General features: G+C 30.0%; 15 protein-coding genes. 10 read left to right on the top strand and 5 right to left on the bottom strand.

Going from position 1 to position 11225, the window contains the following annotated elements:
- Nucleotides 1–139: 139 nt before the first annotated feature.
- The 5 genes from corA to ACNI3C_RS12150 are packed head-to-tail and all read left to right on the top strand — an operon-like array spanning nt 140 to nt 3560.
- On the top strand, nt 140–1093 hold the full coding sequence (gene corA, locus ACNI3C_RS12170; RefSeq protein ID WP_419770074.1) for a magnesium/cobalt transporter CorA: 954 nt from the start codon (nt 140–142) through the stop codon (nt 1091–1093).
- A gap of 22 nt (nt 1094–1115) precedes the next feature.
- Nucleotides 1116–1874 carry a hypothetical protein gene (locus tag ACNI3C_RS12165; protein WP_419770073.1) on the top strand — a complete coding sequence of 253 codons (759 nt, stop codon included), beginning with the start codon at nt 1116–1118 and terminating at the stop codon, nt 1872–1874.
- A 57-nt stretch (nt 1875–1931) separates the two neighbouring features.
- Nucleotides 1932–2363: a disulfide oxidoreductase gene (locus ACNI3C_RS12160; protein WP_419770072.1), complete on the top strand. Its 432-nt coding sequence runs from the start codon at nt 1932–1934 to the stop codon at nt 2361–2363.
- Nucleotides 2353–2997, top strand: coding sequence for a DsbA family protein (locus ACNI3C_RS12155; RefSeq protein ID WP_419770071.1), 645 nt, complete (start codon nt 2353–2355; stop codon nt 2995–2997). The genes ACNI3C_RS12160 and ACNI3C_RS12155 overlap by 11 nt, the downstream gene beginning before the upstream one ends.
- Nucleotides 2998–3005: 8 nt before the next feature.
- Nucleotides 3006–3560, top strand: coding sequence for a TlpA family protein disulfide reductase (locus ACNI3C_RS12150; protein ID WP_419770070.1), 555 nt, complete (start codon nt 3006–3008; stop codon nt 3558–3560).
- 24 nt (nt 3561–3584) lie between these two features.
- Here ACNI3C_RS12150 and ACNI3C_RS12145 read toward each other — a convergent pair whose 3' ends face one another.
- The gene (locus ACNI3C_RS12145) at nt 3585–3971 is read right to left on the bottom strand and encodes a response regulator (protein WP_419770069.1); all 387 of its coding nucleotides are present in this window, start codon (nt 3969–3971) and stop codon (nt 3585–3587) included.
- A gap of 436 nt (nt 3972–4407) precedes the next feature.
- On the opposite strand from ACNI3C_RS12145, the gene ACNI3C_RS12140 reads away from it, so the two are divergent.
- The 3 genes from ACNI3C_RS12140 (at nt 4408) to ACNI3C_RS12130 (ending at nt 5731) form a co-directional block, all read left to right on the top strand.
- The gene (locus ACNI3C_RS12140; RefSeq protein WP_419770068.1) at nt 4408–4701 is read left to right on the top strand and encodes a hypothetical protein; all 294 of its coding nucleotides are present in this window, start codon (nt 4408–4410) and stop codon (nt 4699–4701) included.
- A gap of 91 nt (nt 4702–4792) precedes the next feature.
- Nucleotides 4793–5137: a hypothetical protein gene (locus ACNI3C_RS12135; protein WP_419770067.1), complete on the top strand. Its 345-nt coding sequence runs from the start codon at nt 4793–4795 to the stop codon at nt 5135–5137.
- Between the two features lie 153 nt (nt 5138–5290).
- Nucleotides 5291–5731 carry a hypothetical protein gene (locus ACNI3C_RS12130; protein ID WP_419770066.1) on the top strand — a complete coding sequence of 147 codons (441 nt, stop codon included), beginning with the start codon at nt 5291–5293 and terminating at the stop codon, nt 5729–5731.
- Between the two features lie 37 nt (nt 5732–5768).
- Here the strand turns inward: ACNI3C_RS12130 and ACNI3C_RS12125 are convergent, their stop codons facing one another.
- The 4 genes from ACNI3C_RS12125 to ACNI3C_RS12110 form a co-directional block, all read right to left on the bottom strand.
- Nucleotides 5769–6236: a ferritin-like domain-containing protein gene (locus ACNI3C_RS12125; protein ID WP_419770065.1), complete on the bottom strand. Its 468-nt coding sequence runs from the start codon at nt 6234–6236 to the stop codon at nt 5769–5771.
- Between the two features lie 107 nt (nt 6237–6343).
- The gene (locus ACNI3C_RS12120) at nt 6344–7087 is read right to left on the bottom strand and encodes a hypothetical protein (RefSeq protein ID WP_419770064.1); all 744 of its coding nucleotides are present in this window, start codon (nt 7085–7087) and stop codon (nt 6344–6346) included.
- A gap of 65 nt (nt 7088–7152) precedes the next feature.
- Entirely contained in the window at nt 7153–7788 is a 636-nt protein-coding gene (locus ACNI3C_RS12115; RefSeq protein ID WP_419770063.1) for an HAD family hydrolase, read from the bottom strand.
- 7 nt (nt 7789–7795) lie between these two features.
- On the bottom strand, nt 7796–9709 hold the full coding sequence (locus ACNI3C_RS12110) for a sensor histidine kinase (protein ID WP_419770062.1): 1914 nt from the start codon (nt 9707–9709) through the stop codon (nt 7796–7798).
- A 387-nt stretch (nt 9710–10096) separates the two neighbouring features.
- Between ACNI3C_RS12110 and ACNI3C_RS12105 the strand changes: the two genes are divergently transcribed.
- Entirely contained in the window at nt 10097–10381 is a 285-nt protein-coding gene (locus ACNI3C_RS12105; protein ID WP_419770061.1) for a hypothetical protein, read from the top strand.
- Between the two features lie 116 nt (nt 10382–10497).
- Complete coding sequence (locus ACNI3C_RS12100) at nt 10498–11208, top strand: YebC/PmpR family DNA-binding transcriptional regulator (RefSeq protein WP_419770060.1); 711 nt, start codon at nt 10498–10500, stop codon at nt 11206–11208.
- Nucleotides 11209–11225 lie beyond the last annotated feature (17 nt).

The raw sequence follows: 11225 nt of genomic DNA, 5'->3' as shown, positions 1-11225 counted from the left end.
TAAACCCGTTAAGAGTTACAAATGTAACTCTTTTTTGATATATTTATATCAACTGAATACTTGAGTGGTATTCATACAAGTAAAAAATTTATATATAACCAAAGATCGCTTTACTATAACAGAGACATAAAGGAGTTTTATGATTAATTGTTTTACCAAAAAATTTAATAGACTGAACGTAATTGAAGGATTTACCTCTTTTGAAAACAGCGAAGATAAAAACAGTGTTATTTGGATTGATATGGTTACTCCAACACATGAAGAGATTAAAGCCATAGAAGATATGTTTGATATCAATTTCCCTACCAAACAAGAGAGTGAAGAGATTGAGTTGAGTTCTCGATATTGGGAAGAAGATAACAGAATTGAAATCAACAGTTACTTTTTAATTAATGATAAAAATTCAGCTGCGAATGAGACCGTTTCATTTATTTTACACGGCAAGCTATTGATCTCAGTACGGTATAAAAAATTGGCCAGTTTTGATACTTTTATTAAAAAACTTTTAAGTACGCCAAAAGAGTTTAAAAACGGATATTCCATTTTTTGTCAAATCATTGATATTCGAATTGATGCCGATGCCGATACCATTGAGAATTTATCAAAAGAGATTACAAAAATCAGAAAGCACGTTTTTACGGATTATTCAAATGATGATGAAGAGATTTTGGAAAAGATTTCAGCCTTTGAAGATTTGAATATGAAAATCAGAGAGAACTTAACCGATAAACAAAGAATTTTAAGCTCTTTGATGAAATCTGAGAAATATGAAGATGAAAAAAATGAGATACCCATCATGCTTAAAGATATTCGTTCACTCATTGAGTACACCAATTTTAACTTTGAACGATTGGACTATTTGCAAAATATCTTTATTGGGGTGTTAAGCATTGAACAAAATAAAGTCATAAAAATTTTTACGATTGTAAATGTTATTTTTCTTCCACCCACACTTATTGCAAGTATATATGGAATGAACTTTGATTTTTTACCTGAATTGCATTGGCAATATGGGTATTTGTTTTCTATTGGATTTATGATTATTGCATCAATTACGCCCGTGGTTATTTTCAAGAAAAAAGGGTGGATATAGAAGTTCAGATAAGGTTTGATATATGAATAAAAAGTTTACTGCCAATGATTTTGATACGGTTTATTTTATCTCTACAGGGCATGAAAGTCCTGAACTTCTTGATGCAAAAGAGTATTTAAAAGATATACAAATGACAATCAATGTAGGTGATGTTGCTGACTCTTTAGAGGGGTATATTGATGAAAAAACACTCTTTAATCTTTACAAAGAGTCTGTTTTTGCCCCATTGAGTCTGAATTTTTTAGAAAAAGTAAAACATTTGACCACTTTGAGTGGTTTGGATATTAAACGGCTTGAAAATGCCAATCTTGATACTCATACAAACGACAATTACACCTTTTTAAATCGTAATTTGGTCAATCAAGCCAAAGAGTTTATCACGGCCATTTGGGATTGTATTTTAGTGATTAAAATGGCACATAAAAGAGGTGAAAAATCAATTTTAATTGATTTATTTAATGACTATTTTGCGCATTTAACTCAAATCAAAACAGGCAGTGCATTAAATTATAACGTCGTAACAATGCCTTTAGATATGATTTGTGAATTGGTACTGTTTATGCAAACCTATATCACCGATTATTTGATTTTTCTCATTAAATCGCAAGCGTCTATTTCAAACAATAAAGAGCTGAAAAGTGCCAATAAATTGTTTGTGAATGTATTAAAAAAATCATCTAAAATAGCATTGAGAAATCAAATGTTTGAACAAATAAAAAGTAAAAATTATCCCTTATTGTTAAAACTGCTTATTGATCAAAAAAATGCACAAACGATTTAATACACGAAAATTACACACTGAGATGGTAGAATTGGCAACATTTAAAAAAGGAATCGTTTGACAAAAAATATTTCAACTCCTATTGTATTACTCTGTTTTATTTTGGCCTTAACTGCAACTTTAGGCAGTCTTTTTTTCAGTGAAATTATGCACTTTATACCCTGCAGTATGTGTTGGTATCAAAGAATATTTCTCTACCCTTTGGTTTTGATTTTTTTGTTTCATTTATTGTATCCCGATGAACATCTTTTTAAATATGCTATGCCATTAGTCAGCGTTGGATTGTTTTTTGCGGTATATCATAATTTGTTGATGTTTAAAATCATACCAGAAACCCTTCTACCTTGTGTACAAGGTGTTCCTTGCTCAACTGAGTACATCAATTGGTTTGGCTTTATTACCATCCCTTTTCTCTCTTTAGTGAGTTATTTGGCTCTATTTATTTTATTAATTATTGGACGTAAAGGAGTTTTGAAAAATGAAAAATAAAAGTGTTGTTGTTTTTGTAATTGTAGCAGTATGTGCACTATTTATTGCGTTGGGTATTGCGTATAAACAAGTCTCCTCTTCTGTAAGTGAAAATAGAAGAGGTGATTTGCCTCCGTATGTGAGAGATTACTCTTTAAAAATGGGTGAAAATTCAAAAAATGTAGTCGTGGTTGAGTTTATCGACCCTCAATGTATTGCGTGTGCAGAATTTTATCCTGTCGTGAAAAAAGTTTTTTACAATTATGAAAAAGAGATTCAATTGGTGATTCGATATTTGCCCATTCATAAGTATGCTGCTAATGCAGTTCAAATACTTGAAGCCGCAAGAAAGCAAGGTAAATTTAATGAAATGCTAGAAGCGTTATTTCAATCTCAAGCTATTTGGGGAGATTCTAAGAACAACAATCCCAATTTGATTTGGAATTATGTGGTGCAAGTTGAAGGCATTGATATGGAGTTATTAAAAAAAGATTTGAATGATGAAGTTGTGATGCAACATTTACAAATGGATGAAGATGATGCAAAAACACTTGGTGTCACAGGTACACCTACTCTTTTTGTTAATGGTAAACCTTTAGAAACATTGAGTTATAAAGCATTGAGCGAACTCATTGAATCAGAAATTTATAAATAGGAGAAACGATGAAAAATATTTTGATTGCTTTGTTTATGTTGGGTGTTTTATCTCTTTTTAGTGGGTGTAACAGTGAAACAAAAAAAGCGCAAGTCATTGAAGAAAACAAGAGAATATCTGTAAATACCAATACAGAAAAAGGCTTAATCTTAACGACACTGGATGGGAAAAATATTGATATTAATTTGAGTGATAACATCCTTTTGTCAAAAGCGTTAAATGGGAAAATTGTACTGATAAACTTTTTTGCTACATGGTGTAATCCTTGCATCAAAGAGATACCTTTACTTAATAGACTCTATGAGAAGTATGGTGACAAATTTGAAATTGTTGGAGTGCTTTTTGAAAAAGATAAAGACAAAACTGAGTTAAATGAGTTTATTTCAAAATATAAGATAAAATTTCCTGTAACAGTAGGGGACAATAACTTCATTGCAACAAGAGTATTTGGAGACGTTCAGAAAGTACCGGAATCATTTCTTTTTTCTAAAGAGGGGTTTTTTGTTCAAAAATTTATAGGGATTATTGACGAAGAGGTGTTGGTAAATTATATCAATCAATAAATAGAAGAAAGGATTTCCTTTTTTCTATTTTTTCATATCCTTAATTAAAGGCTCAAGTTTAGCTTTTAATGTTTCGGCACTAAATGGTTTTACAATATAGTTATTGACACCTGCTTTTAAAGCGGTCACAACTTCTGATTTACCACCTTCAGTTGTAATCATTAAAATCGGTGTTGTCGCATATCGTGGAAGTGTTCTAAGGTTTTTTACTAATTGAAGCCCATTCATTTTAGGCATGTTCCAATCGGTTAGAACTAAATCATATTTAGTAGACTTTAGTTGCCCTAATGCATCCATACCATCAACCGCTAATCCAATATAATCATCATCGATTCCAATTTGTTTAACTACGCTTGAAACGATTCGTCTCATTGTTGAACTGTCATCAACTATCATAACTTTTACATTCATTCTTGTTCCTAATGGAAGATAAGTATTTACTTTGTAAACAAATAAAAGTAAAACTATTTTATTCATACAAGTAATTATTATAGCATTATAATATTTAAAAACTTAATAAAAATATTATTTTTCTTAAATTTGTAAAATTCTTCACTGAATAAAAAAAAGGAACAAAGCAAATGTTCCTTTTTTTTCAATTTTTTTTGTAGGAGTTTACGATAGTACCTTACTGTCCAAAAGGCAATATCACATAAAAAAAGATAAGGGGAGAAACTTTTTTTTATGTTTGTTGTTGAAAATTAAGCATACAATTTATCATTTTGATAAGATGCAAAATAATTATAACTAAATAGGATAAAAAATGTCTTAAATAAAGAAATTGATTTTTTATTTTTTATAAAGAATTATTTTGATAAATTTAACTCTCTATCAAAGGATTGTAATTATGGATTATATCAATATTATTTTAATTATTTTAGTCTTAATGGCCATTTTACTCATTCTCTTTGCCAATCCGAAAAAAACGCAATCAAAACCAACTGTTGTAACGAAAGCAGAGATTATTGAAAAGTATAAACAACAAATGAGAGACCTTGTTGTTGAACACCAAAACAGTAAAGAACATTTAACTCAAAAGAAAAGTGTGTTGTTAAAAAGAATCAATAATGAATTGCACAATAATATCTTCTTTGATGATGAAGAAGTGAAAAAAATAATTTCTGATTTGGCCTCCATGTAAATGTGCTTCATACCATTATTTAGCTATAATAAACTACAGAGAATGAAATAGGAATTTTTAATATTCTTGATATTATTTTAGGAGGTTTATTATGAAACTGCAAGGCGTAACAATAGATTTTAATGACAGAAAAACGTGTGGACTTTTGCCTTCTTTATGTTTGAAATGGGATGAAAAATTTGATGCTTTAGAAGATAATGAAGAGCTGCTCAAATATTGGGAAAGCCATTTAGAAGAGGTGCTTGCTAAAACAAACAATATTGTTTCTGGAAATATGGGAACAAAATCCATTCTTTATTCTGCTGACGAAGTTGCCATTAAGCATATTGCTGAAGTGTTTAAAGATTTGAAAATGAGCACATTGGATTATGACAATATCATTAAATGTGAGCACTGTTTAACGCACGATTATTTAGATGGCAGTTTAAAGAAATAATGCAAGAATTCAAAACGTTTTTTTTGATTTAGAGTCAAATTTAAAATCAGGGTAAAGAGTTTGAATTTTTATTAAGATTTTTTTTTAAATTAATTGCTATTTAACAAAAAATAATATACCCTACAATTAAGAATTTTAAAGGTTTTAAAAATAATGGTAAAAATTGAAAGTGTTCAGCAATTAAAATTGAACTTTTTAGATATTTGGAAAGATATTTCAGAAGATGATACTCAATCGTTAATTACTTTAAATAATATCGCTACACTTGAAAACAGAATAAAACCATTTTGTACAGAGGAGTACCCTTTAGAGCATGTTATGGTTATTTTTCATGCCTATGCATCTGTTGCTTATCTTTCAGCCGAACTGATTGTCAATGCAAAAATATTTTTGGATTATAAAAAAGAGAAATATATCCTTCTTGCACGAAAAGAGATGGAAAAATCATTTTGTTTTTCAATTGTTTATTCCAATATCAAAGAGCTCAGTCGATACCCTTCTTTTGGTATACCTATTGATAATATGATTGGTTATTTGGAAAATTCAGATGCTATAAATGAGTTAAAAGAGTATTATGCCAATAATGTAAAGTAGTCTTCATTCAGATAAAATGGGAAGTTCCCATTTTTATCTAAAACTCTGCGCTTGCAACCCAGTTTGTGGGTTCTTGGATAAATGAGAGAATATTTTCTAATACTTCTTTATGTTTAATCTCTTCTTGAGCAATTTGCAAAAATATTTTTTTCTCATCTTCATCGCTTAACTCTTTGGCTTTATCTGCATAAAATTGAAAAGAGTCCTCCTCTCTTTTTATGGCATCTTCATAAAATTTAATCTCATCTAGGCTAAAATCCGTGCTATTTTTTTCAGAACTGAGTGTTTCAAAAATTGTTTTTGTATCGGTTGAAATGTCCAATGTGTTAATATCTTGCCCATCTTTATCTCTCATGCTTTTAAAAACATTATAGTGTTTGACCTCTGCTTCTGCTAAGATATTAAATACTCTTTTTAAACCATTATTGGGAGATTTTAAAGCCAATTCTCGATAGTAAGCTTCTCCATCTTTTTCAACTTTCATTGCATAATCATAAACGTTCATTGCTTCTCCTTTAAAACTGTTTATTTAAATCTTAGCTAAGAAAAAACCATAAGTCAATAGATTGTTTTCAGTTATTTAACAAATCGATTAAATAACTGTTTGATTTCTTATTCGTAAGGCGTTGGCAGAGGAGGATTGCTTTTAAAAGAGTCTTTAATTGCATTGGTAATGGCAGTTTTATATTTTATGTTTTCCATGGGTGCAGAGAATTGGAGTTGTTCAATTGATCCCTCCAATGAACGCTCTTTTTTATAAGCAAAAGCCACTTTTTTCCCAAGCTTTACAGTGTTTTCATAAATTGCTTTGGCATAATCACAAATGTAAGAGAACTCTTTTGAATTAATTTTATCTCCCCAAGCAAAAAAGACAAATTTCCCATTGGGAATAAGATTTTGTGCATCTTGATACATGATGTCTCGATCAAATTCAGTATTTAAACTTGAGTTATATTTCTCTAAATCCAGATTGAATTTCATCAGTAGCGTTGAAGCATTGATATTTTTTTCATTTAAATTAAATAAATTTTTGATTTCAACAATTTGACCTTCACAATGTTTGATGGCATTTTTGAATATTGTGATGGCATTTTCTATTTTTAATTCTACTATTTTTCCAAAATCATCAAACTCTTGATCGAGTAAGAAATGGTTTGAGTCATATCCGACAGGTGTAACATTTGGATTATAAAAAAAGATTGTACCCGCAATGTGTTTTTTTCTGCTTTTACCATTGTTGAGCATCTCTTTTAACTCTTTAGAAGTAATCTCTTCATTTTCTTTGTTAAAGTACAAATAACTCGATGTTAAAAATACCTCTTCATACTTAGTCTCTAATGTACCAAAATATTGCATTTGAGTCGCCCTTTGTTTTAATTATCGCTATTTTATCCAATCTTATCCATAAGAAAGCTTACTTATTACGAAAGGAGTTGTTTTAACTCGTTTAAGGAATCAATGAAATATTTTGCTTTTGAAAAGTCATTGTTTTTTGTAAATTCATTTTTGACAATGACACAATCAATCTTAGCAGCAAATGCAGAGTCTAAACCTCTTTGTGAGTCTTCAACAACTATGGCTTCATCTGCTTTTGCATTGAATTTTTTTAATCCTGCAAGGTAAGGATCGGGATGGGGTTTTGCTTTTGCATACTCCTCAACACAAAGTGTAAAATCCATAAAGTCAACAATTCCTCTGTTGTGATGAATTAAATCAAAATCAACTCGACGTGAAGTTGTAACAATGCCCATTTTATACGTTTGAGATAAATAGTTTAAAATCTCTTGCACATAATCAATGGTGATGTTTTCGGTTTTTAAATAGTGCTGATAGAGTGCATCTCTTTTGTGTCGGCACTTTTCTATAATGGAGTTTTTAATTCCTTGTGCTTGGGCAATTTCCCAAGCACTGCCACCGCGTGTCATTATCTCTAAATACAAAGGAAGTTCAAGGGTGATATTTAATTCCTCTTTGAGTATTTTTTCATTGGCTCTGAAGTACCAAATTTCGGTTTCGACCAATACGCCATCATTATCAAATAAAATATATTTTTTCAAAATGTGGTCACTGCTTTTTTTGATCTTTATCTAAAGGAATTGAAATAATAAATTGTGCACCTAAGAAATCTTCATTTTCATAGGTGAAATGATTATTATGAACAACAATGGTTCCATTCATATGTTTTGTTATGATTTCATAACTCATATAAAGCCCAATACCAATCCCTTTGGATTTGAATTTCGTTGAGAAATAAGGTTCAAAGATTCGGGCGATATTCTCTTGTTTAATGCCTTTGGCATTGTCATGTATTGAGATATAGAGAGAATGATTTTTACTGTAAACATCAATCAGTATCAGTTTTTTTTCTATTTTTTCTTCTTCAAGGGCATCTCTGGCATTGTTTAAAATATTGATAATAACTTGCATCAGTTCATTTTTTAAGCCCAATATTTCAATGTGAGCAATATTTTTAATCACTGTAATTGCATGACTGTTAAATTGCGCGGAAACAATGTTTAACGTTTTATCTATGGCATCTTCTATTGTAAAGGTCTCTTTGATTTTATGTGGGTTAAAAAACTCTTTAAAGTCATTGATGGTATGAGAAAGGTATTGTGCATTTTCATTGATTATTTTTGTAAAGGCCAAAAACTCTTCATCATTTAACGTGCCAAATTCATGTTTTAAATGAATGCCAGAAGCTGCAGTTGTAATGGTTGAAAGAGGTTGTCTCCATTGGTGGGCTATATTCCCTATCATCTCTCCCATGGCTGCCATCTTTGATTGTTGTGCCAGTAGGACATCTTTTTGTTGATTTTTTTTGACTTCTTTGGATATTTTGTTTTTATATTTTAAAAAAATATTTTGGATAATGTGTGAAACATACAAAGAGATGAACGTTAAAATAACGGTCATTGATATACTTATCATCATTAAATTAAAAATATATTTGTTATTGGCGTCGTTGAGTATTTTTTTCTTGTATGCGACTTTACTGTTTAAATCTTCTTCAAAAAATCCTGCACCCAATAAAAATCCCCAATCATTCACGCCTTTGACAAAAGAGGTTTTTGTTGCTTCAATTGATGAAGTATCTGCTGTAGAATAGGTAATAAACCCCTCTCCCTTTTTTGCTATGTTAATCATATCTTGAATAAAATATTCGCCAAATTTATTCTGAATATATAAGTCATTTCTTCCTATGAATGATTTATTTGAATGAAGAAGCACGGTGCCTGTGTCATCTAAGATAAAAATAAACCCTTTTTTCCCAAACTTAATATTGCTTGTAAAATGAAGTATGTCTGTTTTTACATGCTCTTTAAAATCGTCATAGTAGTAACCGCTCCCTATAAACCAATCTGTGCCTTCTAAATTTTTCAAATAACCAATCTTTTTCTCTTTAATTGATGAATGGGGCTTGTACCAATTCCATTCAAAAAAAGTTTCATCGGTCTTTTGCATCATTAAAACCATCTTTGTTAAAAAATATTTTTCATCTGTGTTTTTAAGCTTAAATACATTGGTATTTTCAAGTTCAGGAAAATTTGGCTGAAGTATAATTTTCCCTGATTTAGAGATAATAAAGAAATAGCCCATTTCAGAATTAAATTTTAATGTTTTTAAACTTTTTTTGATAAGATTTTTGGTGATTTTTGGGTCTATATTTGATTGAGTAATATTCGAAATAATGTTGGAGGCAATTTGGACATTCTCTTTAATGTTTTGTTTGAGCAGTCGTTGAGTATCTTCTTTTTGATATTGGATATAGTCGTAAACTCTTAAAACCTCTTCTTTTATCAAATTCTTATTTTGCAGAGTCAACTCTTTTTTGAGATTTTTTATCTCTTTATTGAAGTTATATTGATTGATTAAATAAATCGTTCCTATAACAAGAACTGAAAATGAAAGGGTAATAATAGGCGGTGAAAATTTTAAAAATTTTAAAATATTCCTCTCATCTTTTCGTATTTTCATTGTATGCCTATTTTTTTATTGATATTGTAGCATACTAATTTTTGAATAAATTGATAAATTACTCCTTAAATGGTATTTTATCACTCTCTTTATATTTATCATGGAGCCAAATGTAAACAAAAAATCCAATAATAATGGAAACAGCTAAGGTAAAATAAAAGCTCATAATAACTCCTTTAATAGTTTTTAAATTGGTATGATAATAAGAATTTTAAATCAAATTCTATTCTTAAGTACTTAAAAAAAATGTCTCATATACGGCTTCAGTTAATCATCAGAAAAGTTAAATTTAAATAAATTTTTTTATTATAAAGTGATACGTTTTAGCATCAATTGTAACAATGTTACGATAGAATACGCTTGACTCTATTTGCATTAAGGAAAAGTATGACCGAAATGGTTTTGGATTTTATTGAAACTTCTGTTTATGTTGCTGTTTATTTGTTTATTTTTATTGTGACTTTTTATGCTATGACAAGCTTAAATAAGTTGATTCTCAGTCGTAAATTTGGTGCAAAAGGGATCAAACTTAAATGCATAAAATGGAAGCTGTTTAGAAAAAATATTTTCTCTTTTGAAGAGTTGTTGCAACACAAGTTTTATACTGTTGAATACATTAAAAAAGATGGTCGTGTTTCAAAAACTCGAGTGACGTCGAAATCAATTATCTAGTTAATCTCACACAAAATTAAAATTCATATGACAAACTATAATGGTTTTATTAAGCTGTTATTTCAAAGTTGATATAATCCACGAAATTATAAAATAAATTAAAAATTGGAGTTTTTATGGGTAGAGCCTTCGAATATAGAAAAGCTGCAAAGATGAAACGATGGGGAAACATGTCCAGAGTTTTCCCAAAATTGGCAAAGGCGATTGAAATGGCTGCAAAAGCAGGTGTTGCAGATCCTGAGATGAATTCAGCATTACGAACAGCAATATTAAATGCCAAAGCTGAAAATATGCCAAAAGCAAATATTGATGCTGCAATTAAACGAGCCAGTGGAAAAGATTCCGCAAACTTTGCCGAAGTTAACTTTGAAGGAAAAGGTCCTCATGGTGTTTTGATTTTTGTTGAAACAGCAACCGATAACAATACAAGAACGGTTGCCAATATTAAAATGTATTTTAATAAAAATGGTGGTTCATTGGCACCAACAGGTTCTTTGGAATTTTTCTTTGACAGAAAAGCCATTTTTGAGTTTAATAAAACAGATGATATGGACATTGAAGAGTTGGAGTTGGAATTGATTGATTTTGGTCTTGAAGAGATTGAAGAAGAAGAGGGCATTATTTTAGTGACTGCGGATTATAAAGATTTTGGTACGTTAAATAAAGCATTTGAAGACAGAGGCATTGAATTGACCAAAGCCAAACTTGAAAGAATTTCAAACAATCCTCAAGAGTTTACAGAAGAACAACAAGAAGATATGGTTAAACTTTTAGACAAACTCGAAGAGGACGACGACGTTCAAGCGGTTTACACAAACATCGCATAATAACGGGTGAATTTCAC

This window comes from Marinarcus sediminis (SeqCode), from assembly GCF_048571275.1.
In the GTDB taxonomy this organism is placed as follows: Bacteria; Campylobacterota; Campylobacteria; order Campylobacterales; family Arcobacteraceae; genus Marinarcus; species Marinarcus sediminis.
The sequence above is the reverse complement of the archived record's forward strand: the minus strand, read 5'-3'. Positions and strand labels throughout refer to the sequence as shown.

What these genes read in the sequence shown, in the direction of transcription:
- corA (WP_419770074.1), top strand. Translation starts at nt 140, where the DNA reads ATGATTAATTGTTTTACCAAAAAATTTAATAGACTGAACGTAATTGAA.
- ACNI3C_RS12165 (WP_419770073.1), top strand. Translation starts at nt 1,116, where the DNA reads ATGAATAAAAAGTTTACTGCCAATGATTTTGATACGGTTTATTTTATC.
- ACNI3C_RS12155 (WP_419770071.1), top strand. Translation starts at nt 2,353, where the DNA reads ATGAAAAATAAAAGTGTTGTTGTTTTTGTAATTGTAGCAGTATGTGCA.
- ACNI3C_RS12150 (WP_419770070.1), top strand. Translation starts at nt 3,006, where the DNA reads ATGAAAAATATTTTGATTGCTTTGTTTATGTTGGGTGTTTTATCTCTT.
- ACNI3C_RS12145 (WP_419770069.1), bottom strand. Translation starts at nt 3,971, where the DNA reads ATGAATGTAAAAGTTATGATAGTTGATGACAGTTCAACAATGAGACGA.
- ACNI3C_RS12140 (WP_419770068.1), top strand. Translation starts at nt 4,408, where the DNA reads ATGGATTATATCAATATTATTTTAATTATTTTAGTCTTAATGGCCATT.
- ACNI3C_RS12135 (WP_419770067.1), top strand. Translation starts at nt 4,793, where the DNA reads ATGAAACTGCAAGGCGTAACAATAGATTTTAATGACAGAAAAACGTGT.
- ACNI3C_RS12130 (WP_419770066.1), top strand. Translation starts at nt 5,291, where the DNA reads ATGGTAAAAATTGAAAGTGTTCAGCAATTAAAATTGAACTTTTTAGAT.
- ACNI3C_RS12125 (WP_419770065.1), bottom strand. Translation starts at nt 6,236, where the DNA reads ATGAACGTTTATGATTATGCAATGAAAGTTGAAAAAGATGGAGAAGCT.
- ACNI3C_RS12120 (WP_419770064.1), bottom strand. Translation starts at nt 7,087, where the DNA reads ATGCAATATTTTGGTACATTAGAGACTAAGTATGAAGAGGTATTTTTA.
- ACNI3C_RS12110 (WP_419770062.1), bottom strand. Translation starts at nt 9,709, where the DNA reads ATGAAAATACGAAAAGATGAGAGGAATATTTTAAAATTTTTAAAATTT.
- ACNI3C_RS12105 (WP_419770061.1), top strand. Translation starts at nt 10,097, where the DNA reads ATGACCGAAATGGTTTTGGATTTTATTGAAACTTCTGTTTATGTTGCT.
- ACNI3C_RS12100 (WP_419770060.1), top strand. Translation starts at nt 10,498, where the DNA reads ATGGGTAGAGCCTTCGAATATAGAAAAGCTGCAAAGATGAAACGATGG.